The sequence below is a fragment of the Xanthomonas hortorum pv. cynarae genome (assembly GCF_002939985.1).
GTDB lineage: Bacteria > Pseudomonadota > Gammaproteobacteria > Xanthomonadales > Xanthomonadaceae > Xanthomonas > Xanthomonas hortorum_D.
Genome location: NZ_MDFM01000002.1, coordinates 216,260 through 242,808 on the forward strand (window position 1 = coordinate 216,260; position 26,549 = coordinate 242,808).

The window sequence follows — 26,549 nt, forward strand, 5'->3', positions numbered from 1 at the left end:
CACCCTCGCGGGACCTTACGCGGCATGGATGCCGCGTAAGAGCCTACATGGACGTACTTGCGGCGTGTCCCGCGATGGTGGGCGGGCAAGGGCCCTGCAACCAAGCGACAGATCACCCGCTTTAGGCAGAATCCCGAATCCCCAATCTCGAATCCCGGCAAATCAGGCATCCAGCTCCAGCACCATACGCACCAGCTCCGGCGAATCCGGATGCGGCTGCGGCTTGAAGCCCAGCGACTCGGCCAACTGCAGCATCGGCACGTTGCTTTGCAGCACATCGCCGAACAGGCAGTCTAGATACTTGCGCCGCGCCCACTTGACCAGCTTGCGCATCAGCTGCCGTCCCAGGCCCTGGCCGGCGACGAAGCTGCTGACCAGGATGGTGTACTCGGCCTGGCGGGTGCCTGGCACCAGTGCCGCACGCGCCACTGCGCCAACCAGCGCCTCGCCCGGCGGCAACTGCTCGGCGGCGACCAGCACGATCTCACTCTTGGGGTTGGGATGGGTCAGGCGCTGCACCATCTCCGGCGTGATTTCGGCGGAGGAGCGCACGAAGCGCTCGCGGATTTCCTCCGGTCCCAACAGGCTGAAAGCCCCCTGCAGCGGCGGACCGTCCTCGGGACGGATCGGTCGGAGCAGAAGGGTGCGGCCATTGGGCAGGCTGAAGTTTTCATGCCAGGGAGGCATGCGATTGCGAATGGCCATGACCGGTGTTCCTTGAAGATCGGAAGATTCTGGCACCAGCCCAGCGCACAACCGTGAATGAATCCGGTGCGCCGCTGGGGGCCGTTTGGAGGGTGGCAGTGCTTCCCACATCACTGTACCGAGCGATACCGTGATCCAGTCGTGAGTATGCAGCTGCGTTTGCCCGCGCGTATGGCGCCCGGCCCCGACGACTCAGGCGTCCTGGCGCAGCCATTCCAGCCGGGTCGAGGCACCAGTCTCGCCGAGGTGCTTCTTCAGCACCGGCAGCGCAGGCGCCAGCACCTGGTCGAATTGCCACGGCGCGTTGACGATCAGCAGCCCGCTGCCGGTCAGGCGCAGCGGCGAGTCGTCCGGGCGCACCTGCAGCTCGGCCACCAGCACCGACTTGGCCGGCAGCGTGGCGGCCTTGCGCATGAACGGCTGCAGGCTGCGGCGCAGCTTGATCGGGTACCACACCATGCACATCGCCTGCGGCCAGCGCGCCAGGGTCTCGCGCACGCTGTGGATGACCTGCGGGTACTCGGCCTCCTGCGACTCGTACGGCGGGTCGATCAGCACCAGCCCGCGGCCGATCTTGGTCTCGCCCGCGCGCGGCGGCACGAAGGCACGAATCGCCTCATAGCCATCGCCGGCATGCACGCGCACGCGGCTGTCCTTGGCGAACAGGCGCTTGAGCGCCTCGGCCTCTTCCGGCTGCAACTCGCAGAACGCCATGCGGTCCTGCTCGCGTAGCGCCTGCGCCGCCAGCAACGGCGAGCCGGGGTAGTGATTGATCTGGATGCCGGCGGTCGGGCGCGCCGGTTTCTGGCCGGGCGTGGTCGGGCGGGCGACGGTCTGGTTGTCGGCCTGCACCGCGCGCAGATAGCGTTCGACCACCTCGGGCAGGGTCGACTCGGCCATCAGCCGCATCACCCCGGCATCGGCCTCGTTGGTCTTGCGGCTTTCTTCGCCACCGAGCTGGTAGCGCCCGCGCCCGGCGTGGGTATCGAGCACGAAGAACGGCGTGTCCTTGCGCTTGAGGGTGTCGATCAGCGCCAGCAAGGCGATGTGCTTGAGCACGTCGGCATGGTTGCCGGCATGGAAGGCGTGGCGATAGTTCATCGCGGCAGTGTACGGGCCGCGCCAGCATGCGGCTATGCTGCGCGCCATGTCCGAGTCCCCCGCCCGCGTGCTCGTCGTCGAAGACGAAGCCGCCATTGCCGATACCGTGCTGTACGCGTTGCGCAGCGAAGGCTATGCGCCCGAGCATTGCCTGCTGGGTCGCGATGCGTTGGCGCGGCTGCGCGCCGACCCGGCAGATGTGGTGGTGCTGGACGTGGGCCTGCCGGACATCAACGGCTTCGAAGTGTGCCGCACGCTGCGCAGTTTCAGCGACGTGCCGGTGATCTTCCTGACCGCGCGCAACGACGAGATCGACCGCGTGCTCGGCTTCGAGCTGGGCGCCGACGACTACATGGCCAAGCCATTCTCTCCGCGCGAGCTGGTGGCGCGGGTGCGCGCGCGGCTGCGTCGCCGCGCGGTGGCCGCAGTGGTCGAAGCGGGCTGGCAGCCGCATGGCGCGTTTGCGATCGATCGCGAGGGCAGCCGCATCCGCTACGGCGATGCGCTGCTGCCGCTGACCCGCTACGAATACGCGCTGCTGTCGGCATTGTTGCAGCGCCCCGGCGCGATCCTCAGCCGCGCGCAGCTGATGGACCGCGGCTGGGATGCCAGCGCCGACAGCGCCGACCGCACCGTCGATACGCATATCAAGACGCTGCGCGGCAAGCTGCGCCAGGCCGGCGTGCCGGCCGACCCGATCCGCACCCACCGTGGCCTTGGCTACGCGCTGGAGCTGTAGGCATGGCCGCGTGCAGGCGTCGCGTTGTTCTCCAGGTCGGGGTCTGACATGCGGCTCGGTCTCAAGCTGTTCCTGGGCTTCTTTCTGATCGTCGGGTTGGCCGCGTTTTTCGTGATGCGAGTGTTCGTCAACGAGGTCAAACCGGGCGTGCGCCAGGCGATGGAATCCACGCTGGTGGATGCGGCCAATGTGCTGGCGGAAATGGCCAGCGGCGAATTGGCCGGCGGCACCATCGCCACCGGCAGCTTTGCGCGCAACGTGGTGCAGGCGCAGCAGCGCGATCCCAGGGCCTGGGTGTGGCGGTTCCGCAAGAACGACGTGGCGTACCGCGTCACCGTGACAGATGCACGCGGCGTGGTGGTGTTCGATTCGCTGGGTCGCGACGTGGGCCGCGACAACTCGCGCTGGAACGATGTTTACCGCACCTTGCGCGGCGAATACGGCGCGCGCTCCAGTCCCGAGGTCGATGGCGACCCGACCGCCACGGTGATGCATGTGGCTGCGCCGATCTACGCACCAAATGACCCGGCCAAGTTGATCGGCGTGCTGACGCTGGCGCAGCCCAATCGCAGCATCGACCCGTTTATCGAGGCCAGCCAGCGCAATATTTTGCAGCGCGGGGCCTGGTTGATCGGTATTTCCGCATTGATCGGCATCTTGATGACCTGGTGGCTGATGCGCGGCATCGGCCGGCTCAATCGCTACGCGCAGGCGGTGAGCGCAGGCATTCCGGTGCCGCCGCCCAAACCGCGCGGCGATGAAATCGGCGACCTGGGCCAGGCGCTGGAAAGCATGCGTCGCAAGCTGGAAGGCAAGGCCTACGTGGAGCAGTACGTGCAGTCGCTGACGCACGAGATGAAAAGCCCGCTGGCGGCGATCCGTGGTGCGTCCGAACTGTTGAGCGAGCCATTGCCGGAAGCCGATCGCCAGCATTTTGTTGCCAGCATCCGTGCGCAGGAGCTGCGGCTGACCGAGACCATCGACAAGCTGCTGGCACTGGCCGAGGTGGAGCAGCACGGTTGGTTGCAAAAGCGCGAGCGCATCGCGGTGGTTGGCTTGCTGCAGGCAGCAGTGGATGCGGTGCTGCCACGCGCGGCAGCGGCCGGCGTGCGGGTGGAAATCGATGTCGCATCTGATGCAGCGCGTGAGCACTCCGTGCTCGGCGACGGGTTTCTGCTGCGCCAGGCGCTGATCAATTTGCTGGAAAACGCCATCGCGTTTTCGCCGGAAGGCAGCACCGTGCAATTACGCACGCAGGTGCACGACGGTCACTTGCAGTGGTCGGTCGAAGACCGCGGCAGCGGCGTGCCGGACTACGCACTGGAACGGGTGTTCGAACGTTTCTACTCGCTGGCCCGCCCGCACACCGGGCAACGCAGTTCCGGGCTCGGTTTGCCGTTCGTGCGCGAAGTGGCGCGCCTGCACGGCGGCGAAGTAGCGCTGGGCAATCGCGAGGGCGGCGGCGCGGTGGCCGTGCTGAAACTGCCGCCGGGTTGATCGAGTATGCGCGATACAGGCGTTCGAGGCAGGCTAGCACTGCGGCTGCGATGACGGCGTGCCGCCAAACTGCATGACGGCACTGCCGGTGCGTGGTTTCAGCAGGCTGATGCAACCGACGGGATGGCCGTCAGGCGTGCGCGCGTTGCTGGCACTTGCCATGCAACGCGCACCCGCAGTGATTGCTGGGTACCCGGCTGACGGCCATTGGCGATACAGCGTTGGCAACTCCTAACGCAGGTTGACCACGTTCGCGTCGATGATGTCCTTTGCCACCACCGACCAGGACAGGCGGGCGAAGCCCTTGTTGCCCCAGCCTTTACCCCAGCTGTTTTCGATCAACAGTCCGTCCTGGTCGTACCCGAGCGCAATGACTTCGTGATAGCCCTCGATCGGGCTGCTGATGTCGTAATCCACGTCGTTGGTGGTGTTGAGGTCGTAGAAACCATCGCGGACCGCAAAACCGATCGCGACCGGCGTCGCATTGGCAAGCGATTGTTTGAGCGCGTTGATCAGCGGTCTGCCGCCATTGCCGTTGTCGTCGGCAAACAGGTTGGTGTAGGAGCCGTACACCGGCTTGTGCTTGCCCGCATTGATGCGCTCGTCCTTGCTCGGCAGCGTTTTCCAATCGTAGCCGCCGCGCGTGTAATGACGCTCGGTGTCGATCCCCTGCGAGATCGCAACGCGAAACGCGTCTTCCGCGTACGCGCCGTTGTCCTCGTCGGGCCCGCCCACGTTGATCTGCGAATACACGTACATCGGAGCGAATTTCGTCGTTGCTGGCGCATAGGCTTTTGCGTACCAACCGGTCAGGGTGTGCGCAACCGCCCAACCCACGCACGAGCTTCGTGCACATGCGGGCAGCGGCGCCCATCCAGCGTATGAATGGCCCAGGCATTGGCAGTGCGCCCACTTCACATTCGCTTCAAATTCGCCTCAAACCCTCCACACCGGCGCATCGCACTCTGGCCACCTCCAAGAATGAGGATGGCCGATGAAATCCCTGAAACTGTTGTTGCGGTTCGCCACCATTGGCGGGCTGATCCTGCTGCTGCTGATTCCGTTGCTGTTGATCCGCGGCGCCGTGCAGGACCGCGCCCGCTACCGCGACGAAGCGGTGGAGCGGGTGGCGCAGAGCAAGGCCGGCGAGCAGCAGTTCATCGCGCCGGTGCGGGTGCTGCCGTATACCGAGGACGTGCAGGTCACCGAGCCGGACGAGCAGGGCAACCAGCGCAAGGTGTGGCGCAAGCGCGAAGGCGCGCTGCTGCAGACCCCGCGTAGCCTGAAACTCGGCGGCGAGATGGTGCCCTCGGTGCGCGAAGTGGGGCTGTATCGGGTGCAGGTGTATTCCTGGAAAGCGACCCTGCATGCCGAGTACGCACCGTTTGACTACGTCGCCGCGCCGACCCGCGTGTATGGCCAGCCGCACCTGGCGGTGGGCATTTCCGATGTGCGCGGGCTGGTGGGTACACCGCGCCTGCAGGTGGATGGGCGCACGCTGGCACTGGAAAGCGGTGCAGGCGCATTGGCCGATCGCTCGGCAGGGATCCATGCCCAACTGAGCCCGCTGGCCGACCCGGTTGCCGGCCGCGTGCAGGACGGCAACGTGGTGGATATGCAGTTCGTGCTGGACGGCACGCGCCGGCTGGCCATCGCACCGATCGCCGACAACAACGAGATCGCCTTGCGCTCCAGCTGGCAACACCCGTCCTTCGGCGGCCGCTTCCTGCCGAATGCGCCGAGCATCGGGCCGAAGGGCTTCGATGCCAGCTGGTCGCTGTCGTCGCTGGCCACCGGTGCGCAGACCCAGTTGCAGTCCAGCCAATCGTCGCTGGATACGCTGGAAGTGCGCCTGGTCGACCCGGTGGACGTGTATACCCAGGCCGACCGCGCCAGCAAGTACGGCATCCTGTTCGTGGTGCTGACGTTTGTGGCGTTCGTGTTGTTCGAGTTGATCAAGCGCTTGCCGATTCACCCGCTGCAATACCTGCTGGTCGGTCTGGCGTTGGCAATCTTCTTCCTGTTGCTGCTGAGCCTTTCCGAGCACATCGCGTTCTGGCAGGCGTATCTGGTGTCTGCCGCGGCGTGTATCGGTCTGCAGTTCTTCTATCTGTCCGGGGTATTGCGCAGCTGGGCGCGCGCGGCGGGGTTCTCGGTGATGCTCACCGCATTGTATGGCGTGCTCTACAGCCTGCTGGTCTCCGAAGACAACGCGCTGCTGATGGGATCGTTGCTGCTGTTCGGCATCCTGGCCAGCATCATGTGGGTCACCCGCAAGCTCGATTGGTACGAGCTTGGCAACAGCCTGCGCTGAGGCCGGCATGCTCGCTCACGCACAGGTACACCGGCGGGCGCAGCGTTTGCTGCCCGCCGGGATCGACACGGTGGCGCTGCTTTCCGCAGCGCCACTGCAACGCTGGGAATGTTCGCCATTGTCGGCATTGCCGCTCGGCCGTGAGGGACGCGGCGGGGTGATCGGCCTGCGCCTGCATGCAGCCACCGCACAGGCGCTGCGCACGGGCGGAGCCGGTTTTTTGCAGGCGGCGCAGCAGCACAAAGCGCGGCCTGGCACGGCGCCGACGCGCAGCTACGGGCCATGGCAGCGGTTGAACAACGGCAGCTATTGGGCGCGCAGTACCGATGCACTGCTCGGGGTGCTGCTGGCCGCCGAAGAAGCGGCGGTTTGGCTGCTATGGCAGCAACCCGATGCGGCGGGTCCGGGCAACGGCCGTTGGCTGCGGTGAGCGTTGGTGTGGCAGGCGCGCCAGGCTCGCTTACCATGCAGGCATGACTGGTTCCTCCCTGATCGTCGAAACGGTGCGCGGCACGGACGTGTTGCCGCACCTGGATGCGGTAGCGCAGCTGCGCATCGCGGTGTTCCGGGCATGGCCGTATCTGTACGAGGGCGATGCCGATTACGAACGCGGTTATCTGGCTGCCTATGCGGCCTCGCCAGACAGCGTGTTCGTGCTGGCACGCGATGGCGATGCGGTGATCGGTGCCTCTACCGGCCTGCCGCTGCTCGACGACAGCGAGGCCTTTCACGTGCCGTTTCGCGCGGCCGGCATCGACCCGGCCAGCGTGTTCTATTTCGGCGAATCGGTGTTGCTGCCGGCGTATCGCGGGCAGGGGATCGGTCACGCATTTTTCGACCGACGTGAAGCACATGCACGCACTTTGGGCCGATTCGCGCTCACTGCATTTTGCTCCGTGGAGCGCGCACTCGACGATCCGCGCAAGCCGGCCGACTACCGGCCCAACGATGTGTTCTGGCGCAAGCGCGGCTATGCGCCGCAACCGCAGATGCGCGTGCAGTTGGCATGGGCGGAGTTGCAACACGGCGAGATCGACCACAGCTTGAGCGTGTGGACGCGTGCGGTGTCGTCATGATTGCCAACGAGCGCCTCGCCACGTCGCACCTTCCGATCAATCGCAACAAGGCCACCAGATGAAAATCGCCGTCGCCAAATACCCGATCGGCAAACCCGCCGATTTCGCCGCCTTCGCTGCGCGTCAATCCGCGTTGGTGAGTGAGGCCGCCGCTGCCGGCGCACGTGTGCTGGTACTGCCGGAGTATCTGGCGCTGGAGTTGGGCGCAACCTTCGGCACGCATGTTTCTGCCGGTTTGCCGGAGTCGCTGGCGGCGATCCAGGTGCTGCGTGCGCCGTGGATGGAGCTGTTTTCCGGATTGGCGCGGCAGCATCAGGTACATCTGATTGCCGGCAGTTTTCTGCTGGATCTGGGCCAGGGCCGCTACCGCAATCGCAGCGACTGGTTTACGCCCGAGGGCCGGCACGGCTGGCAGGACAAACTGCAGCTCACCGGCTTCGAAAAGGCCACCGGGTTGATCGATCCCGGCGATGCGCTGAAGGTGTTCGAGCTGGACGGCGTGCGCGCAGCGATTGCGATCTGCTACGACAGCGAGTTCCCGCTGCCGGTGCGTGCGCAATACGAAGCAGGTGCGCGGCTGTTGATCGTGCCCAGCTGCACCGACACCGCCGCCGGGGCGATGCGGGTGCGCATCGGCTGCCTGGCGCGCGCGCTGGAAAATCGCGTGTTCGTTGCGCAATCGGTCACCGCCGGCGAGGCGCCGTGGAGCCCGGCGCTGGACGTCAATACTGGCGAAGCGGCGGTGTTCGCGCCGATGGATGTCGGCTTCCCGGCCGATGGCGTGCTGGCGCAGACACGCGGCGATACGGTGTGGGCCCATGCGGAGCTGGACTTCGACGCCTTCGAAGCCAGCCGCGCACACGCGCAGGTCGCCAACGACCGCGATTGGCACGGGCAGTTGGCCGCCCACGTAGCGCGTGCCAAGCTGGCCGCGTTCGACTGACCCACCACCCACCAGGTTCCCATGGCCAAGAAAACCCTGATTCCGCACAGCGTCCGTCTCGAATTCGCGCCCGGTGCGCTGGTGCACAGCAATCTGTCCGGCGCGGCCTTCACCGACGACTGGCTGTGGGTGGCCGGCGACGAGGCCTGCGCGGTGGATCGGCTGCGCAAGCTCGATCCCGTGCAGCGCGAGACGCTGCGCTTCGGTGAAGGGCAGAGCTTTGCGCTGGCCGAGTTGCTGGATCTGCCGGGCGAGGCGGCCGAGGAAGCGGATCTGGAAGGCATGGCGCTGTCGGATGGATTTCTGTGGGTGATCGGTTCGCATGGCCTCAAGCGCAAAAATGCCAAACGCAGTCGCGACGATGCCGAAAACGCCAAGCGCCTGACCAAGCTCAAACTCGATGCCAACCGTCGCCTGCTGGCCTGTCTGCCGATCGAGCGCGATGCCGGCGGCACCCCGCGACTGGTACGCGAAGCCACCGACGGCCGTCGCGCGCTGCGACTCAAGGGCGATGCCAAGCACAACCAGCTCACCGACCTGCTGGCCGACGACCCGCATTTCGGCCCGTTTCTGAAGATCCCGGGCAAGGACAACGGCTTCGATATCGAAGGCATCGTGGTGGACGGCCAACGGCTGCTGCTGGGGCTGCGTGGGCCGGTGCTGCGCGGCTGGTCGGCAATGCTGGAGATCCGGGTCGAGGCGCATGGTGATCATCTACGCCTGGCGCCGCTGAACGAAGACGGCACGCTGTTGCGCAAGCACTTCCTGCAACTGGGCGGGCTGGGCATCCGCGACCTGCATTACTCCGGCGACGATCTGTACCTGTTGGCCGGGCCGACCATGGTGCTGAACGGCGAAATCCGCCTGTTCAAATGGCCGGACGCGCGCGCGGCGCTGGCCGCCAACCAGGCGCCGGTGCGTTTTCAGCACGACCTGCTGGAATCGGCGGTGCTGCCGCATGGCACCGACAGCGACCGTGCCGAGGCGATCTGCAACCTTCCCAAACACCTGGCCGGCAACACGCCCAGTTGGCTGGTGCTGTACGACGCGCCGGGCCCGGCGCGCAGCGGTGGCGATTGCGTGGTCTACGGCGACCTGCTGCGCAACCGCTGAGCCGCAAGCGGGCAGGTCTGCGCTGCGCAAGGTAAAATCGGCCGACACCCGTTTCGCCGAGCGCTCCATGACCTGCCGCACCCGTTTTGCCCCCAGCCCCACCGGTTACCTGCACATCGGCGGCGCCCGCACCGCCCTGTATTGCTGGCTGGAGGCACGCCACCGCGGCGGGCAGTTCGTGCTGCGCATCGAAGACACCGACCGTGAGCGCAGCACTCAGGAGGCGATCGACGCCATCCTGGAGGCGATGGAATGGCTGGGTCTGGGCTACGACGAAGGCCCGATCTACCAGACCCAGCGCGTGGCCCGCTATCAGGAGGTCGCCGAGCAGCTGCTGGCGCAGGGCAAGGCCTATTACGCCTACGAAACCCGCGCCGAGCTCGACGCCATGCGCGAGGCGGCGATGGCCAAGCAGGAAAAACCACGCTACAACGGTGCCGCGCGCGAGCAGAACCTGCCGTACCGCGACGACCCCAATCGGGTGATCCGCTTCAAGAATCCGCAAGCCGGCACGGTGGTGTTCGACGACCTGATCAAGGGCCGTATCGAGATCGCCAACAGCGAGCTCGACGACATGGTGATCTTCCGCCCGGACGGCTTCCCCACCTACAACTTCGCAGTGGTGGTGGACGACTGGGACATGGGCATCACCGAGGTGATCCGCGGCGACGACCACATCAACAACACCCCGCGCCAGATCAACATCTACGAAGCGCTGGGCGCGCCGGTGCCCAAGTTCGCGCACATGCCGATGATCCTGGACGAGCAGGGCGCCAAGCTGTCCAAGCGCACCGGCGCGGCCGACGTGATGCAGTACAGGGACGCCGGCTATCTGCCGCATGCGTTGATCAATTATCTGGCGCGTCTGGGCTGGTCGCACGGCGACCAGGAGTTGTTCACCCAGCAGGAACTGCTCGACCTGTTCGACGTCAAGGACGTCAATTCCAAGGCTGCGCGCCTGGACATGGCCAAGCTGGGCTGGGTCAATCAGCATTACCTCAAGACCGACGACCCGGCCAGCATCGCCCCGCAGCTGGAATACCAGCTGGCCAAGCTCGGCATTGATGTCGCCGCCGGCCCGGCTGCGGCCGATGTGGTGGTGGCGTTGCGCGAGCGCGTGCAGACCTTGAAGGAAATGGCCGAAAAGGCCGTGGTCTGGTACCAGCCGCTGGAAACCTATGACGAAGCCGCGGTGATCAAGCATCTCAAGCTGGGCGCCGAAGTGCCGCTGGGCAAGGCACGCGAACTGCTGGCCGGCGTCAGCGAATGGAGTGTGGAGAGCGTGTCGGCTGCGCTGCATGACGCGGCCGCCGCGCTGGAACTAGGCATGGGCAAGGTGGCCCAGCCGCTGCGCGTGGCCATCACCGGCACCCAGGTCAGCCCGGACATTTCGCAGACCGTGTACCTGGCCGGACGCGAGGGCGCCTTGAAACGCATCGATGCGGCACTCATCAAGATAGGAGCGGGCTGACCGCCGGAGCCTGTGATGAAAACCAACGAACATGCCTGCACTGCACCGCATCACCACGTCGACGACGCCAACGGCTTCGTGCGCGCGGTGGAGCGTGCGTGCAGCGAGCGCGGCCTGCGGCTGACGCCGATCCGCGCCAATGTGCTGCGGCTGATCGCCGATGCCGGCAAGCCGGTCAAGGCCTACGAGCTGCTGGACTGGGTGCGCGAAGGCAAGGGCGTCGGCGCCGACGCCCCGCCCACGGTGTACCGCGCGCTGGATTTTCTGATGGCCAACGGCTTCGTGCACAAGCTCGAATCGGTCAACGCCTTCGTCGCCTGCCACCACCCCAACAGCGCCCAGCACTCGGTGCCGTTCCTGATCTGCGACCGCTGCCATAGCGCCGTGGAACTGGAAGACCGCGACGTGGTCTCGCAACTGGAAGCCCGCGCCAAGGCACTGGGTTTTCAGCCGCAGGCGCAGACGCTGGAAGTACATGGCTTGTGCGCCAAGTGCGCGGTGGTCGAGTAAGGATCGCCACCCAAACGCAGGGCGGTTCACTTAGAGCGGCTAACAAAACCCTGGCGAGCTAGGGCCGGTCAGTGAGTGCAGTGGTTTTGTCGGCCGTCTCTTGGTGGATGCAGTCAGAAGTCCAGATCAAACGCTGCGTGGGTCGAGGGCGCAGTGCCCTCACCGCTCGCGGGATACGCCGCAAGTACGTCCATGTAGGCTCGGTGGCGGCATCCATGCCGCCACACGGTCCCGCAAGCGGCGAGGACACCGCACCAGAGAGTTGGTCGGTAGCTTGATGAAAGCCTANTTGCGAAGCTGATGGGCCGCAGCGTTGTCCAAATAACACACCATGCTTTGCTTGCAACCATGCGCACCGACCATCTCCACTGGTCCTTGCCCGCCCACCGTCGCGGGACCTTACGCGGCATGGATGCCGCGTAAGAGCCTACATGGACGTACTTGCGGCGTGTCCCGCGACGGTGGGCGGGCAAGGACCCTGCAGCCAGGCAGCAGATCCGCCTGCCTGTGCAGTAGGCTGACGTGAAGTAGTTTTGTTAGCCGCTCTTAGTTGCATGCAGTGCGCAGACGCAGCAATCCGCTGCACACAAATACGCTGTTGTTGTCACACCAACAAAGCCTCGAACATCACGCGCGTGCACGAATGTGCAGCCGCAGAAGCGAGAGCGTTAGCGACTCATCGCTTACCCAACGTATCAAACCACCGCCGTGCATCACGCCGAAGCGGTGTTCTTGCATCCATAGCCCGCCAGAAACAGCTCCACTGCGCGCTGCGTCGCATCGCGGAGATACTCCGGTGAGGGATCCTTGAGTGCGCCGAACAGGCAGGGCATCAGGGTTTGCGCTTCCAGCAGCGCGCCCAGTTGCTTGGCGGCCAGGGTCGCGTCGCCGCGCCGCATCAGGCCCAGGTCCATCTGCTGCTGCAGATACTCGGCCATGCGCTGCATGCCTTCTTCGGGGCCGGCATTGAAAAACAGCGCGCCGACGTCCGAGCGTCCTGATACCCCGATGATGGTCTGCCAGATCGTGATCGAGCTGGGTGCGCAGAGGAAGCCAAGGAGATCTTCGCCGAAGCGCTGCAGCGTCTGGGAGACAGGGCCGCTGCTGCGCGTCAGCGCATCCAGCATCGGGTCGATGTAGCTGTCGGACGTGTCCTGGGCGAAGGCGATAAAGAGCTCTTCCTTGGACGGGAAGTAGCCGTACAACGTGCGCTTGGAGCCGCCCACGCGGGCGGCGATCTGCGACATCGAGGCGCCTTCAAAGCCCAGCTCGAGGAAGACCTCGCTGGCCGCCTGCACGATGGCGTCGCGTTTTTCTTCGGTTCTGACCCGCATCCACTCACTCCACTTTTGAACTTTAAGTATACCGACTGGGCAGGAATGCTTGACGGCTACGGATGAGCTTATTAGGATACCAAACCGTACCGTTTATATTTAATCCTCATGCGTCCCGTCGGAGACCTTCTCGTGCGTCCTCATGCTTCGTTTCGCCTGCCTGTGCTTGCCGCTGCCGTTGCCGCCACCGTTTTGCTGAGTGCCTGCGGCAGCCCGCCGGGAGGTCCGCCGCCGGCTGAGGGCATGCCCGAGATGGGCGTGCTGACCGTCAAACCGCAGCCGGTGACGCTCACCACCGAACTGCCCGGACGCACCGTTCCCTACCTGATCGCCGAAGTTCGCCCGCAAGTGGGCGGCATCGTGCAGACACGCCAGTTCACCGAGGGCGGCGACGTCAAGGCCGGGCAGACGCTGTACCAGATCGACCCGGCGACCTATCGCGCCAGTTACGCCAGCGCCCAGGCCACCCTGGCCAAGGCGCAGGCCAATCTGCGCACCGCCAGACTCAAGGCCCAGCGCTATACCGAGCTGGTGCAGATCAAGGCGGTCAGCCAGCAGGAGGGCGACGACACCGACGCTGCGCTGGGCCAGGCCGAGGCCGATGAGGCGGCCGGCAAGGCCAGCGTGGAGACCGCGCGCATCAACCTGGCGTTCGCGCGCATGGATGCACCGATCTCCGGTCGCATCGGCCGCTCCAGCGTGACCCCCGGTGCGTTGGTGACCGCCAACCAGGCCACCGCGCTGACCACCATCCAGCAGCTGGACCCGATCTATATCGACGTCACCCAGCCCAGCGCGGCGTTATTGCGGCTCAGGCAGGCGATGGCGCGCGGCGATCTGGAAAAGGCCGGCGACGACGCGGCCAAGGTGTCGCTGCTGCTGGAAGACGGCAGCACCTATCCGCTGCAGGGCCAGCTGGCGTTCTCCGATGTCACCGTCGACCAGAACACCGGCTCGATCACCTTGCGCGCGGTGTTCCCGAACCCGAATGCGGAGTTGTTGCCGGGCATGTATGTGCGCGCGGTGCTGCAGGAGGGCATCAAGGAGCAGGGCGTGCTGGTGCCGCAGCAGGCGGTCTCGCGCAATGGCGCCGGCAAGCCGACCGCGTTCGTGGTCGGTGCCGATCACAAGCTGCAATTACGCGTGCTGGAAACCGACCGCGAAGTCGGCGACCAGTGGCTGGTGCGCAGTGGCCTGAAGACCGGCGAGCAGGTGGTGGTCGAAGGCGTCTCGCGCGCCCGCGACGGCATCGAGGTCAAGACCGCGCCTTGGCAGCCCAAGGGCAGGCCCGCTACTGCCGGTAATGCAGCCGGCACCCCTTCCGCCCCGACCGCACCGCGTGCGGCCAACTGAGGCGGGATTACACGTCATGGCACGCTTCTTTATCGATCGTCCGATCTTCGCCTGGGTGTTGGCCATCATCGTGATGCTGGCCGGCATCCTGTCCATCGCCACCTTGCCGATTGCGCAGTACCCCAGCATCGCACCGCCCGCCGTCGCCATCACCGCCAACTACCCGGGCGCTTCGGCGCAGACCCTGGAAGACACCGTCACCCAGGTCATCGAGCAGAAGATGAAGGGGCTGGACCACCTCAGCTACATGGCCTCCACCAGCGAATCCAGCGGTGCGGTGACCATCACGCTGACCTTCGACAACGGCACCGATCCGGACACCGCGCAGGTGCAGGTGCAGAACAAGTTGTCGCTGGCCACCCCGTTGTTGCCGCAGGAAGTGCAGCAGCAGGGCGTGACGGTGACCAAGTCGGCCACCAACTTCCTCAACGTGCTGGCCTTCACTTCCGAAGACGGCAGCATGAGCGATTCGGACCTGTCCGATTACGTGGCGGCCAACGTGCAGGAAACCATCAGCCGCGTCGAAGGCGTGGGCGACACCACCTTGTTCGGCTCGCAGTACGCCATGCGGGTGTGAATGGACCCCAACAAGTTGAATAATTTCAGCCTGACCCCGGTGGATGTCCGCACCGCGATCCAGGCGCAGAACGCGCAGGTCTCGGCGGGCCAGCTGGGTGCGTTGCCGGCGGTGGCCAATCAGCAACTCAATGCCACCATCACTGCGCAAACCCGGCTCAAGACGGCCGAGCAGTTCGAAAACATCCTGCTGCGCACGCAGTCCGATGGCGCGCAGGTGCGGTTGCGCGATGTGGCGCGCATCGAACTGGGTAGCGAGAGTTACAACACGGTGGGCCGCTACAACGGCAAGCCGGCGGCCGGTCTGGCGATCAAGCTGGCCACCGGTGCGAACGCACTGGATACCGTGCGCGCCATCGACAAAAGCCTGGAAGAGCAGGAGAAGTTCTTCCCGCCCGGCATGAAGGTGCAAAAGCCGTACGACACCACCCCGTTCGTGCGGATCTCCATCGAGCAGGTGGTGCACACGCTGATCGAAGCGGTGGTGCTGGTGTTTCTGGTGATGTATCTGTTTCTGCAGAACTTCCGCGCGACCTTGATCCCCACCATTGCGGTGCCGGTGGTGTTGCTGGGCACGTTCGGGGTGCTGGCGGTGTTCGGTTTCACCCTCAATACGCTGACCATGTTCGCGATGGTGCTGGCGATCGGTTTGCTGGTGGACGATGCGATCGTGGTGGTGGAAAACGTCGAGCGTGTGATGGGCGAAGAACACCTGTCGCCCAAGGAAGCCACGCGTAAATCGATGGACCAGATCTCTGGTGCGCTGGTGGGCGTGGCGTTGGTGCTGGCGGCGGTGTTCGTGCCGATGGCGTTCTTCGGTGGCTCCACCGGTGTGATCTATCGGCAGTTCTCGATCACGATTGTGTCTGCCATGACCTTGTCGGTGCTGGTGGCGATGATCCTGACTCCGGCCTTGTGCGCGACCTTGCTCAAGCCGGTGGAAAAAGGCCATGGCCTGGCCACCACCGGTTTCTTCGGCTGGTTCAACCGCGTGTTCGATCGCGGCAACAACCGCTACCAGGGCGTGGTGCGGCACATGCTGGGCAAGGGCTGGGGGTACATGCTTGCCTATGCCGCGTTGCTGGCGTTGGTGGTATTCGGCTTCATGAAATTGCCGGTGGGGTTTTTGCCGGACGAAGACCAGGGCACGCTGTTCGTGCTGGTGCAGTTGCCGCCCGGTGCCACCGATGCGCGCACCGGTGAGGTGCTCAAGCAGGTGGAGCATCACTTTCTGGTGGACCAGAAGGATTCGGTCGCTGGCGTGTTTGCCGTGTCCGGGTTCAGTTTTGCCGGTAGCGGCCAGAATACCGGCCTGGCGTTCGTCAAGCTGCGGCCGTGGGACGAGCGCACCGGCAAGGGGCAGAGCGTCACCGATGTTGCGGCCAAGGCCGGTGCCTTCTTCGCCGGCATCCGCGATGCCAGGGTGTTCGCGTTCGCACCGCCGGCGGTGTCCGAGTTGGGCAATGCCACCGGTTTCGACCTGATGCTGCAGGACCGCGCCAACCTCGGTCATGAAGCCTTGATGCAGGCGCGCAATCAATTGTTGGGCGAGCTGTCGCAGGACAAGCGCCTGGTGGCGGTACGCCCGAACGGGCAGGAAGACACGCCCGAGTTCAAGCTGGAGATCGATTCGCACAAGGCGCAGGCCATGGGCGTGTCGATCGCCGACATCAACAACACCTTCTCCAGCGCGTGGGGCAGTACCTACGTCAACGACTTCATCGACAAGGGGCGGGTCAAGAAGGTGATGCTGCAGGCCGATGCGGTGTACCGCATGAATCCGCAGGACATCGACCGCTGGTTCGTGCGCAACAGCGCCGGCATCATGGTGCCGTTCAACGCCTTCGCCACCGCCAGCTGGCAATCGGGCTCGCCGCGGTTGGAGCGTTACAACAGCGTGCCGTCGGTGGAAATCCTGGGCATGGCGCTGCCCGGCGCGGCATCCAGTGGTGAGGCGATGCAGATTGTGGAAGCGGCGGCGGCCAAATTACCGCCGGGCATCGGCTTCGAGTGGACCGGGTTGTCGCGGCAGGAAAAATCCTCGACCGGCCAGACCGGCCTGTTGTACGGGTTGTCGATCCTGATCGTGTTCCTGTGTCTGGCCGCGTTGTACGAAAGCTGGGCGATTCCGTTCTCGGTGATTCTGGTAGTGCCGCTGGGTGTGTTCGGCACGCTGCTGGGCGCGATGCTGACCTGGAAAATGAACGATGTGTACTTCCAGGTGGGCCTGCTCACCACGATTGGTCTTGCATCGAAAAACGCGATCCTGATCGTGGAGTTCGCCAAGGAGCTGCATGAAAGCGGCAAGAGTCTGATCGACTCGGCATTGGAAGCGGCACGCATGCGCTTGCGGCCAATCTTGATGACATCGCTGGCCTTCATCCTGGGCGTGGTGCCGTTGGTGCTCGGCAGTGGTGCCGGTGCAGGCGCACAGCATGCGTTGGGTACCGCAGTGATCGGCGGCATGTTGTCCGGCACGATTTTGGCGATCTTGTTCGTGCCGTTGTTCTTCGTGTTGGTGATGGGCTTGTTCAAGGGCCGACCACAGCCCACTTCACCCGCCCCGCAACCGACAGGACACTGAGATGACCCCGATTCGCATGACATTGACCGCGATCGCGGTGGCCAGCGTGCTGTCCGGTTGCACGCTGATGCCGCGCTATGCCCGGCCCGACGCGCCGGTGCCGGATCGCTTTGCCGGCACCGATATCACGGTTGCTTCGAACGCCACCGAAGTCGTCGCCAATACCGGCACCGACGAGGCGACGGACATTGCCAACATCGGCTGGCGGCAGGTGTTCACCGACCCCGCGCTACAGCAGGTGATCGCGTTGGCGTTGGAGAACAATCGCGATCTGCGCGTGGCCGCGCTCAACATCGAAGTAGCACGTGCGCAGTACCGGGTGGAGCGCGCTGCGCTACTGCCTTCGGTGCAGGGCACCGGCACTTCCAACAACGCGCGCACACCGTCGGAGCTGGCCATTCCGGGCCAGCCGCAGGTGTTTCGCACCTACAGCGCCAACATCGGCATCAGTGCCTACGAGCTGGATCTGTTCGGGCGTGTGCGCAGCCTGAAGGAACAGGCACTGCAGCAGTTTCTGTCCACCGCCGAGGCCCGCCGCAGCACGCACATCAGCCTGGTGGCCGAAGTGGCCACTGCCTATCTGACGCTGGCGGCGGATCAGCAGTTGCTGCAGCTGGCGCAGTCCACCTTGAGCAGCCAGAGCGATAGTTATCGCCTGCAGCAACGCAGTTTCGAGTTGGGCGTTGCCTCGCAGCTCACCTTGCGCCAGGCGCAGACCACGGTGGAAACCGCACGGGTGGATGTGGAGCGCTACACCGCGCAGGTGGCGCAGGATCGCAATGCCCTGGTGTTGCTGGTGGGCACGCAGGTGCCGGTGGACCTGTTGCCGCGTGCCTTGCCCGATGGCGCCAGCGTGGACGGCAATGTGCTGGCCGGCGTGCCGGCCGGATTGCCGTCGCAGTTGCTGCAACGCCGCCCGGACATTCTGGAAGCCGAGCGCAACTTGCGTGCGGCCAATGCCAATATCGGTGCGGCGCGCGCAGCGTTCTTTCCCAGCATCAGCCTGACCGCATCGCAGGGCTCGTCCACCAGCAGTCTGTCCAACCTGTTCGATTCCGGCACCCGCGCCTGGAGTTTCGTGCCTACGCTGACGTTGCCGATCTTCAACGCCGGGCGTAACCGCGCCAATCTGGACATGGCCAAGGCCAATCGCGCTATCGAAGTGGCGCAATACGAAAAGGCGATCCAGAGCGCGTTCCGCGAAGTGTCCGATGCGCTGGCGCAGCGCGAGACCCTGGGCCGGCAATTGCAGGCGCAACAGGCGCTGGTGGATGCCACCGCCGACAGCTACCGGCTGTCGCAGGCGCGCTTCGAACGCGGCGTGGACAGCTATCTGCAGGCGCTGGATGCGCAGCGTTCGCTGTACAGCGCGCAGCAGACGCTGATCGCCACGCAGCTGTCGCGCTTCACCAATCTGGCGACGTTCTACAAGGCGATGGGCGGCGGCTGGCTGCAATCGGCCGAGCCCAATGTGGCCACCACCGCGACAGGTCAGCCCAATGGCTGAGGCGGACGTTGATGCCGCGCCTGCCCGCCCGCCCAGGCGCGCGCCACACGACAAACGTGGCGCGATTCTGGCGGCGGCGCGGCAGCTGTTTCCGCAGCTAGGCTTCGACAAGACCAGCATGGACACCATCGCCGAGCGTGCGATGGTGTCCAAGGCCACGGTGTATGCGTATTTCGCGTCCAAGGAGGTGCTGTTCCGCACTACGCTGGAAGCGCTGGCGCATGCATCGCCCAACCGATGGGACGCGTTATTGGAGATGCAGGCGCCGTTGGAGCAGTGCCTGGCGGCGGTCGCCAAGGCGCTGCTGAGGATCTCCACCAGCGGCGCGCTGGACAATGCGGCGTATGGCCTGGTGCGACCGCCGTTGTTGCCCAGCCAGATGCGCGAAGAGATGTGGACGCTGTCCTTCGAGCGCTACGACAACATGATGCGCGCGCTGCTGGCGCGCGAAGTGGAGCGGGGCAGCTTGGTCATCGACAATCTGCCCGATGCCTCGGTGCATTTCTTCGGCTTGATGACCGGCTTGCCTGCAAATGCGGCGATGCGTGGCGATGGCGTGGATGCGGATTTTGTGCAGCAGGAGCGCTATGTGAGCGGTGCGGTCGCGCTGTTCTTGCGTGCGTATCGGCCGGATGTTGCGCGCACGGTGGGCACAACCAAGCGCGAAGTGCCGAGCGGGTTCTAGGTGCGCTGGAACCGCGCTTGCGGGTTGTTTGCCCGTGTCTGTCGCGTTTGTATGCGCCCATCACTCGCTTCATGACACGCATGCCGACCACTGCGTTGATGAAGCGCGCTCATAACCGTTAGCGCCAGCCGCTGTGCAATGTGCGCGTGGCGCAGGATTATGGTGTGGCATCGGTGCTGCAGCGGTGTTGCCGTCTGCGGCCGACTCATCCAATGCGGCCGTGTGCCGCGGGAGTAAACGATGCAAACACGACAGTTGGGAAATAGCGGGCTACAGGTGTCCGCATTGGGCCTGGGTTGCATGGGCCTGAGCTACGGCTACGGGCCGGCGACCGCGCGCAAGGACGCCATTGCGCTGCTGCATGCGGCGGTGGAGCAGGGCGTGACCTTCTTCGACACTGCCGAAGCCTACGGGCCCTTCGTCAACGAGGAACTGTTGGGCGATGCATTGGCCGCGCATCGCGACAAGGTGGTGATTGCGACCAAGTTCGGTTTCAAGAACGGACATGCCGATGCCGGTCTCGACAGCCGCCCCGAACGTATCCGCGCAGTGGCCGAGGCCAGCCTTGCACGGTTGAAGACCGATCGCATCGACCTGTTCTATCAACATCGCGTGGACCCGGCGGTGCCGATCGAAGAGGTCGCCGGGACCGTCAAGGAGTTGATCGCCGAAGGCAAGGTCAAACACTTCGGCCTCTCCGAAGCCGGTGCAGACACCATTCGTCGCGCGCACGCGGTGCAACCGGTGACCGCGTTGCAAAGCGAATACTCGCTGTGGTGGCGCGAGCCGGAGACCAGCGTGCTGCCGACGCTGGAAGAACTCGGCATCGGGTTTGTGCCGTTCAGCCCACTTGGCAAGGGATTTTTGACTGGCGCCATCAACGCCGAGACGCAATTTTCCGACGACGATTTCCGCAATCAGGTACCGCGCTTTGCAGCCGAAGCGCGGCAGGCCAATCAGGCGCTGGTCGAGCGCATCCAGGCCATCGCTGCAGACAAAGATGCAACGCCGGCACAGGTCGCATTGGCGTGGTTGCTGTCGCGCAAGCCGTGGATCGTGCCGATTCCCGGCACCACCAAGCTGCATCGACTCGAAGAAAATCTGGGCGGCGCTGCAGTGTCCTTGAATAGCGACGATCTTGCGCGGATCCAGCAGGCGCTGGATGCCGTGGCGATTGTCGGGGAGCGGTACAGCCCCGAGCGGCAGAAACTGGTTGGTAAATAGTTGAGCGGCTGATCTGCTTCTTGGCTGCAGGGTCCTTGCCCGCCCACCATCGCGGGACACGCCGCAAGTACGTCCGTGTAGGCTCTTACGCGGCATCCATGCCGCGTAAGGTCCCGCGACGGTGGGCGGGCAAGGACCAATCGAGTTGGTCGGTGCATGGCTTTCAACAAAGCAGCCAGGAAACTCTCTGGTGCGGTGTCCTCGCCGCTTGCGGGACCGTGTGGCGGCATGGATGCCGCCACCGAGCCTCCAGGGATGGGTTTACGGCGTGTCCCGCGAGCGGCGAGGGCACCGCGCGCTCGACTAACCAGGCTGTTGAGTATTCGGCTACATCCAAACGACGCGACGACGCGAAGTCTCGGTTGTCTTGGAGTGATTGAGCAGTGCGGATAAATCAGGTGTAGAGCGGCTGATCTGCGGCGTGGCTGCAGAGTCATGCCTGCGCACCATCGTAGGACACGCTGTAAGTACGTCATTGTCTCCAGGGCGGCACCCATGGCGCCCCATACGCCCGCATCAACGCACCAGATCGTGCCGCAGCGCATCGATCACCACCTTGAGTGCGCTGGAGGATTGGCGGCGGCTGGGGTAATAGGCGTAATAGCCGTCGAACGGGTCGCACCAGTCGTCCAGCACGCGGCGCAGCCGGCCGGCGGCGATATGTTCCAGCACCATGGTTTCCGGCAGAAACGCCAGTCCACCGCCAGCCAATGCGGCGCGCAGGATCGCGCTGCTGCCGTTGAAGGTCCATTGCCCGTCCACCCGCACCTTGACTTCGCGGCCGTCCTTTTCGAAATCCCAGGGCAGCAGGCCACCGTGCGTGGGCAGGCGCAAACCGATGCAGTTGTGCTGCGCCAGGTCGGCCGGTACCGCCGGGATGGTGTGATGCACGAAGTAGCTCGGCACCGCGACCACCGCCATGCGCTGCATCGGGCTGATCGGCACCGCGATCATGTCCTTGGCCACCTGGTCGCCGAGCCGGATGCCGATGTCGTAGCGCTCGGCGACGATATCGGCCAGGCCGTAATCGACGGTGACCTCGATCTTGAGGTCCGGATAATCGGGCAACACCTTCGATAGCGCCGGCCAGATGTAGGCATCGGCGGCATGGCCGGCGGTGGTGATGCGGATGGTGCCGGCCGGTTTGTCGCGAAATTCGGTGAGCGCCGAGAGTTCGTCGTCGATTTCTTCCAGGCGCGGTGCCACGGTCTCGAATAGACGCGCACCGGCTTCGGTCATCGACACGCTGCGTGTGGTGCGGGTCAATAGACGAATGCCAAGCCGCGTTTCCAAGGCGCGCACGGTATGGCTCAATGCCGACTGCGAGACGCCCAGTTGCGCGGCGGCACGGGTGAAGCTGCCTTCGCGTGCCACGGTGACGAAGACCTGCAGATCGTTGAGATTTTCACGCGCCATCGATGCGAATGCCGGCGTCAGGCATGCCATTCATGCGGCTGCATCATGCGTGATGGTACGTGATGGCTCCAAATCCGAGTGCATTGCCCGCATTGATGCGCTGTGTTTCTAGGTGCATGCGCAATCGGGTGAGTAGTCGGTGTACGCATGCGCGCTACAGTTCAAGCACTGGATCAAGGAGTACTGCAATGAATCTGTTCGCAACTGCGATGTCGCTGTCGATGATGGCCGCTGCCGTGCCCGGCGGCGAAGAGCAACAAGCAATCAGGGTGAGCAAGGCCGGTGGCGTGGCCTCTGCAGTCGGCCCGGCCGAGTATTTCACCGGCAAGGTGCGTATCGATGCGCCATTCCAGACCGACGCGCCGGCGCGGGTGGGCGGTGCCACGGTGACCTTCGAGCCGGGCGCGCGTACTGCCTGGCACACCCATCCGTTGGGCCAGACGCTGATCGTCACCGCCGGTGCCGGGCGTGTGCAGGAGTGGGGCAAGCCGGCGCAGGAGATCCGCCCCGGCGACATCGTGTGGATTCCGCCGGGCGTCAAGCACTGGCACGGCGCCAACGCGACGGTGGCGATGTCGCATATCGCCATCGCCGAGGCACAGGACGGCTCGCCGGTGACCTGGCTGGAACAGGTCAGCGACGCGCAGTACGCGGCACAATGAGGTGACGGTCGGCGATGCCACGGCCTGGCGGCAATCGCCGTTGGGCAGCTACCGCATCGAGGTCACTGCATGGGAAGCGCGGATGTCGCTGTGGGTGGAAACCCCGCAGATCGTCGATGTGCGCGCTGGCACGGTGCTGCTGAGGTTCGACAATCCGTGCTGGTCGTTGGAGACGGCGCACTGGCACAGCGGTGTTGCAGTCGAGCTCACGCTACGGAAGTATCCGGGTGATCACCGACCGGCGCAGGTGGTGGCGATGCTCAATTGTCGCGATCGCAGTGCAACGGTAGCGTCCAGCACGGTGTGCACCTTCGCGGAGCTGGAACACACGCTCGATTGCTTCCTCTCTACCGGTGAACCGGCGCCACCTCGGTGATGGCCATCTGACCCACAAGTGCATCGGCCTTCAGGTGGTACAGCAGTTCGCACACTGCAAGCGGCGCAAGCATATCGCTCTGGCGTGGTCGATCGAGCAGACCTCGCGAGCCGCAACGCGGCATCCTTTCAGTTGGCGTGCCCCACACATGCTGTCCGAGCCCGAGTGTGCGCGCCGCTGAAGGGCAGGGCCGCCGGCGCTGATAGAGCGCTCACGCACTCGCCGTATCATGAGCACCTGTTTCCGTGATCGTGTCGCCCATGCCCGCACAACGTTCGACCATCCCCGCGCCAACGAGTCCAGCCGACTGGAAGGCGATCGAAGCTGCAGCCAGCGCTGAGCTGGCCCGGCGCACCGAGCAGGCGCATCAGCAGATCCTGGGATTGTTGACCACCCATGGGCATCTGCTCAGCGACGCGCAGCGGCGCGGTTTGCACAAGCGCCTGTTGCGTGCCGGGCGCTAAGAGCGGCCAGTCAGGCCTCTGGAGCGCTGCATCGATGGCCGCACACTGCTTTCCACACTCGCCTTCGTTGACGAGTGAAGTACACAGATTTTGAGTCGTGGCGCCGTTTTAGCTGCGATCAAAAGCTTGGTTGGTCGAGTGCGCGGTGTCCTCGCCGCTCGCGGGACACGCCGCAAGTACGTCCCTGTAGGCTCGGTGGCGGCATCCATGCCGCCACACGGTCCCGCAATCGGCGAGGACACCGCACCAGACAGTTTGCTGCCGCTTGAAAAACATGCACACCGACCATCTCGACTGGTCCTTGCCCGCCCACCGTCGCGGGACCTTACGCGGCATGGATGCCGCGTAAGAGCCTACATGGACGTACTTGCGGCGTGTCCCGCGAGGGTGGGCGGGCAAGGGCCCTGCAGCCAGGCCACAGATCATCATGCGGCATTGATGCCGTACAAGAATGTACTTGCGGCGTGTCCCGCGATGGTGGGCGGGCAAGGGCCCTGCAGCAAACCCGCAAATCATCCGCTCTACAACCAACCAATCCACACCGTTCGATCACCTCCCAAGGCGAGCGCAAGGCTGCGATTGTTGGAATGCATCCGGCCCTGCCAGAACACATCGATCCGCACGCAGCCAGCATTGGCCAGGCGGCCACGGCGCTCGCGTTCAACCACCTGTCTCCCACGGCGGCACCTCACCCAGGCGCTCCAGCAGAAACTCCACGAACGCGCGCACGCGCGGCGGTTGCAGCTGGCGTGCCGGCATCACCGCGCTGATCTGCGAGGTGGGCGGTGGGTAATCCGGCATCACTGCGACCAGGCTGCCGGCGCGCAGCTCATCGGCGATATGCCAGTAAGAATGCAGCGCGATGCCCTGGCCGGCGAGCACCGCATCGCGGATCAGCTCGCCGAAGTTGCTCTCGAAGCGGCTCTGCATGCGCACCCGCACCAGACCGCCTTCGGGCGTCTGCAGCGTCCAGACGTCCTGGCGGCCGTCGCGGCCCATCAACAGCACGCCGGCATGCCCGGCGAGATCGTCCGGTGTGCGCGGGGTACCGTGGCGGCGCAGATAGTCGGGCGAGGCGGCCAGGGTGCGGCGGTTGTCGGCGATGCGCCGCGCCACCAGCCCGGAGTCGTCCAGCGTACCGATGCGGATCGCCAGATCGAAGCCTTGCTTGACCAGATCCACCAGATCGTCGCTCAGGTGCGCACTGATGCGCACCCGTGGATGGCGGGCCTGGAACTCCGGCAGCAACGGCGAGACGTATTGCCGCCCGAACGAGGCCGACAGCGTCACCCGCAAGGTGCCGCCGACATCGTGCGCACTTTCGCGCAGATCGTCGGCCAGCGCATCCAGATCTTCCACCAGCACACGGCCGCGTTCGGCAAGTTGCTGGCCTTCTGCGGTGGGGTGCAGGCGGCGCGTGGTCCGGTGTAGCAGGCGCACGCCCAGATCGCGTTCGAGCCGTTTGAGGCGTTGGCTGGCCACGGCCACGGACAGATCCAGGCTTCGCGCGCCGGCGGTGATCGAGCCGGCGTCGAGCACGCGCAGGAACAGGGCGATGTCGCCGAGACGGTCCATACGATTCTCAATGCTGCGTTGATAGTGAATCAGGATACTAGGGGTTTTTACGAAAGACGCAGCGGCGCAGGCTGTGCGCAGTTCTCCTCGGCCCACCCTCATGTCCGCTTCCGTGCGTTCTTCCCGTTTTCCTCCGGCGTTGCTCGCGCTGACCATCGGTGCGTTCGGCATCGGCACCACCGAGTTCGTGATCATGGGCTTGCTGCAGCAGGTGGCCACTGATCTGAATGTGTCGCTGACCGCCGCCGGCCTGTTGATCAGCGGCTACGCGCTGGGCGTGTTCGTCGGCGCGCCGGTGCTGACCCTGGCCAGTGCGCGGCTGCCGCGCAAGGCGGTGCTGGTCGGGCTGATGGCGATTTTCACCCTGGGCAACGTGGCCTGCGCGCTGGCGCCCGATTACGCCAGTCTGATGGCCGCGCGCGTGCTGACCTCGCTCGCCCACGGCACCTTCTTCGGCGTGGGCGCGGTGGTGGCGACCTCGCTGGTGCCGGCCGACCGACGCGCCTCGGCGATTTCGCTGATGTTTGCCGGTCTCACCGTCGCCACCTTGCTGGGCGTGCCGGCCGGCGCGTGGCTGGGCCTGCAGTTGGGCTGGCGCGCGACGTTTTGGGCAGTGACGGTGATCGGCGTGTTGGCCACGGCTGCGGTGGCGCTATGGGTGCCGGCGGCTGCTGGCGCTGCCGTGCCGGTTCCGTGGCGGCAGGAAGTGGCGGTGCTGGCACGCGGTCAGGTGCTGCTGGCATTGGCGATGACGGTGATCGGCTATGCCGGTGTGTTTGCGGTGTTTACCTATATCCAGCCACTGCTGGTGGATGTCACCGGCTTTGCGCAGGCGGCGGTGTCGCCGGTGTTGTTGGTGTTCGGCATGGGCATGATCGTCGGCAATCTGCTGGGCGGTCGCCTGGCCGATCGGCGCCCCACCGCGACCCTGCTGGGCAGCTTGGCTGCCTTGGTGGTGGTACTCGGTGCGATGGGCTTTTTCCTGCATAGCAAGATCGCCATGGTGATGTTCGTCGGCCTGTTGGGCGTGGCCGCGTTCGCCACCGTGGCGCCGCTGCAGTTGCGCGTGCTGGAGCATGCACGCGGCGCCGGCCAGAACCTGGCCTCCAGCCTCAATATCGCCGCGTTCAATCTGGGCAATGCACTGGGTGCTTGGCTGGGCGGGCTGGTCATCGCTACGCGCGCTGGATTGGTGGCGACGCCGTGGGTTGCCGCATTGCTCACCGCCGTGGGCCTGGGCATCGCGTTGTGGAGCGTGCATCTGCAGCGTCGCGGGGCGAACGCGCCAGCCGCATGCGTGCAGGCGGGTTGATTCGCTCCTTCG

At 65.2% G+C, this 26,549-nt stretch carries 23 protein-coding genes and 2 pseudogenes; 18 read left to right on the forward strand and 7 right to left on the reverse strand.

The features are described 5' to 3' along the window. Positions 1-162: 162 nt before the first annotated feature. Both XcyCFBP4188_RS02355 and XcyCFBP4188_RS02360 read right to left on the reverse strand, forming a co-directional pair. Positions 163-705 (reverse strand): GNAT family N-acetyltransferase, encoded by a 543-nt coding sequence (locus tag XcyCFBP4188_RS02355; RefSeq protein ID WP_006450344.1) that lies wholly within the window; start codon positions 703-705, stop codon positions 163-165. 192 nt (positions 706-897) lie between these two features. Further along, on the reverse strand, positions 898-1,806 hold the full coding sequence (locus XcyCFBP4188_RS02360) for a 23S rRNA (adenine(2030)-N(6))-methyltransferase RlmJ (RefSeq protein ID WP_104591578.1): 909 nt from the start codon (positions 1,804-1,806) through the stop codon (positions 898-900). Between the two features lie 34 nt (positions 1,807-1,840). Here XcyCFBP4188_RS02360 and creB point away from each other — a divergent pair, with 34 nt between their 5' ends. Both creB and creC read left to right on the forward strand, forming a co-directional pair. After that, complete coding sequence (gene creB / locus XcyCFBP4188_RS02365; protein WP_006450342.1) at positions 1,841-2,545, forward strand: two-component system response regulator CreB; 705 nt, start codon at positions 1,841-1,843, stop codon at positions 2,543-2,545. A gap of 48 nt (positions 2,546-2,593) precedes the next feature. Further along, positions 2,594-4,042 carry a two-component system sensor histidine kinase CreC gene (gene creC / locus XcyCFBP4188_RS02370; protein WP_074057896.1) on the forward strand — a complete coding sequence of 483 codons (1,449 nt, stop codon included), beginning with the start codon at positions 2,594-2,596 and terminating at the stop codon, positions 4,040-4,042. Positions 4,043-4,273: 231 nt separating this feature from the next. Here creC and XcyCFBP4188_RS02375 read toward each other — a convergent pair whose 3' ends face one another. Continuing rightward, entirely contained in the window at positions 4,274-4,801 is a 528-nt protein-coding gene (locus XcyCFBP4188_RS02375) for a C1 family peptidase (protein ID WP_104591558.1), read from the reverse strand. 235 nt (positions 4,802-5,036) lie between these two features. Here XcyCFBP4188_RS02375 and creD point away from each other — a divergent pair, with 235 nt between their 5' ends. The 7 genes from creD (at position 5,037) to XcyCFBP4188_RS02410 (ending at position 11,469) form a co-directional block, all read left to right on the forward strand. Next, a complete protein-coding gene (creD, locus tag XcyCFBP4188_RS02380; protein ID WP_006452527.1) occupies positions 5,037-6,356 on the forward strand; it encodes a cell envelope integrity protein CreD in 1,320 nt (439 codons plus the stop codon). Positions 6,357-6,363: 7 nt separating this feature from the next. Next, complete coding sequence (locus XcyCFBP4188_RS02385) at positions 6,364-6,786, forward strand: hypothetical protein (protein ID WP_006452528.1); 423 nt, start codon at positions 6,364-6,366, stop codon at positions 6,784-6,786. Between the two features lie 43 nt (positions 6,787-6,829). Then, positions 6,830-7,432: a GNAT family N-acetyltransferase gene (locus XcyCFBP4188_RS02390; protein WP_006452529.1), complete on the forward strand. Its 603-nt coding sequence runs from the start codon at positions 6,830-6,832 to the stop codon at positions 7,430-7,432. Positions 7,433-7,490: 58 nt separating this feature from the next. Next, positions 7,491-8,375 carry a carbon-nitrogen hydrolase family protein gene (locus XcyCFBP4188_RS02395; protein ID WP_104591559.1) on the forward strand — a complete coding sequence of 295 codons (885 nt, stop codon included), beginning with the start codon at positions 7,491-7,493 and terminating at the stop codon, positions 8,373-8,375. Between the two features lie 21 nt (positions 8,376-8,396). Further along, positions 8,397-9,488, forward strand: a complete 1,092-nt coding sequence (locus XcyCFBP4188_RS02400) for a DUF3616 domain-containing protein (RefSeq protein ID WP_006452531.1) — start codon at positions 8,397-8,399, stop codon at positions 9,486-9,488. A 67-nt stretch (positions 9,489-9,555) separates the two neighbouring features. Further along, positions 9,556-10,959, forward strand: coding sequence for a glutamate--tRNA ligase (gltX, locus tag XcyCFBP4188_RS02405; protein ID WP_006452532.1), 1,404 nt, complete (start codon positions 9,556-9,558; stop codon positions 10,957-10,959). 15 nt (positions 10,960-10,974) lie between these two features. Next, positions 10,975-11,469, forward strand: coding sequence for a transcriptional repressor (locus tag XcyCFBP4188_RS02410; RefSeq protein WP_006452534.1), 495 nt, complete (start codon positions 10,975-10,977; stop codon positions 11,467-11,469). Positions 11,470-12,182: 713 nt separating this feature from the next. Here the strand turns inward: XcyCFBP4188_RS02410 and XcyCFBP4188_RS02415 are convergent. After that, entirely contained in the window at positions 12,183-12,803 is a 621-nt protein-coding gene (locus tag XcyCFBP4188_RS02415) for a TetR/AcrR family transcriptional regulator (protein WP_006450883.1), read from the reverse strand. A 132-nt stretch (positions 12,804-12,935) separates the two neighbouring features. On the opposite strand from XcyCFBP4188_RS02415, the gene XcyCFBP4188_RS02420 reads away from it, so the two are divergent. The 5 genes and pseudogenes from XcyCFBP4188_RS02420 to XcyCFBP4188_RS02440 all read left to right on the forward strand — a co-directional run bounded on the left by XcyCFBP4188_RS02420 (position 12,936) and on the right by XcyCFBP4188_RS02440 (position 20,732). Continuing rightward, positions 12,936-14,156 carry an efflux RND transporter periplasmic adaptor subunit gene (locus XcyCFBP4188_RS02420; protein ID WP_043909100.1) on the forward strand — a complete coding sequence of 407 codons (1,221 nt, stop codon included), beginning with the start codon at positions 12,936-12,938 and terminating at the stop codon, positions 14,154-14,156. Between the two features lie 16 nt (positions 14,157-14,172). Further along, positions 14,173-17,316 (forward strand): annotated as a pseudogene (locus tag XcyCFBP4188_RS02425) (efflux RND transporter permease subunit). Position 17,317: 1 nt separating this feature from the next. Beyond that, the gene (locus XcyCFBP4188_RS02430) at positions 17,318-18,823 is read left to right on the forward strand and encodes an efflux transporter outer membrane subunit (protein ID WP_006450886.1); all 1,506 of its coding nucleotides are present in this window, start codon (positions 17,318-17,320) and stop codon (positions 18,821-18,823) included. Then, positions 18,816-19,508: a TetR/AcrR family transcriptional regulator gene (locus XcyCFBP4188_RS02435; protein WP_006450887.1), complete on the forward strand. Its 693-nt coding sequence runs from the start codon at positions 18,816-18,818 to the stop codon at positions 19,506-19,508. Before XcyCFBP4188_RS02430 ends, XcyCFBP4188_RS02435 begins: the two co-directional genes overlap by 8 nt. A 240-nt stretch (positions 19,509-19,748) precedes the next feature. Next, positions 19,749-20,732: an aldo/keto reductase gene (locus XcyCFBP4188_RS02440; protein ID WP_043909103.1), complete on the forward strand. Its 984-nt coding sequence runs from the start codon at positions 19,749-19,751 to the stop codon at positions 20,730-20,732. A gap of 516 nt (positions 20,733-21,248) precedes the next feature. Here XcyCFBP4188_RS02440 and XcyCFBP4188_RS02445 read toward each other — a convergent pair. Next, the gene (locus tag XcyCFBP4188_RS02445) at positions 21,249-22,148 is read right to left on the reverse strand and encodes a LysR family transcriptional regulator (protein WP_006450232.1); all 900 of its coding nucleotides are present in this window, start codon (positions 22,146-22,148) and stop codon (positions 21,249-21,251) included. Positions 22,149-22,336: 188 nt separating this feature from the next. Here XcyCFBP4188_RS02445 and XcyCFBP4188_RS02450 point away from each other — a divergent pair, with 188 nt between their 5' ends. From XcyCFBP4188_RS02450 to XcyCFBP4188_RS02460, 3 genes are all read left to right on the forward strand, one after another. Then, on the forward strand, positions 22,337-22,810 hold the full coding sequence (locus XcyCFBP4188_RS02450; RefSeq protein WP_167393491.1) for a (R)-mandelonitrile lyase: 474 nt from the start codon (positions 22,337-22,339) through the stop codon (positions 22,808-22,810). A gap of 1 nt (position 22,811) precedes the next feature. Beyond that, positions 22,812-23,186, forward strand: a complete 375-nt coding sequence (locus XcyCFBP4188_RS02455) for a hypothetical protein (RefSeq protein WP_006450230.1) — start codon at positions 22,812-22,814, stop codon at positions 23,184-23,186. Between the two features lie 260 nt (positions 23,187-23,446). Beyond that, positions 23,447-23,650: a hypothetical protein gene (locus XcyCFBP4188_RS02460; RefSeq protein WP_006450229.1), complete on the forward strand. Its 204-nt coding sequence runs from the start codon at positions 23,447-23,449 to the stop codon at positions 23,648-23,650. A gap of 118 nt (positions 23,651-23,768) precedes the next feature. Here XcyCFBP4188_RS02460 and XcyCFBP4188_RS23315 read toward each other — a convergent pair. Both XcyCFBP4188_RS23315 and XcyCFBP4188_RS02465 read right to left on the reverse strand, forming a co-directional pair. Continuing rightward, positions 23,769-23,975: pseudogene (locus XcyCFBP4188_RS23315) on the reverse strand (hypothetical protein); the annotation flags it as partial. A 335-nt stretch (positions 23,976-24,310) separates the two neighbouring features. Further along, positions 24,311-25,225, reverse strand: coding sequence for a LysR family transcriptional regulator (locus XcyCFBP4188_RS02465; RefSeq protein ID WP_043889317.1), 915 nt, complete (start codon positions 25,223-25,225; stop codon positions 24,311-24,313). 100 nt (positions 25,226-25,325) lie between these two features. On the opposite strand from XcyCFBP4188_RS02465, the gene XcyCFBP4188_RS02470 reads away from it, so the two are divergent. Beyond that, entirely contained in the window at positions 25,326-26,537 is a 1,212-nt protein-coding gene (locus XcyCFBP4188_RS02470) for an MFS transporter (RefSeq protein WP_043908415.1), read from the forward strand. Positions 26,538-26,549: the final 12 nt, after the last annotated feature.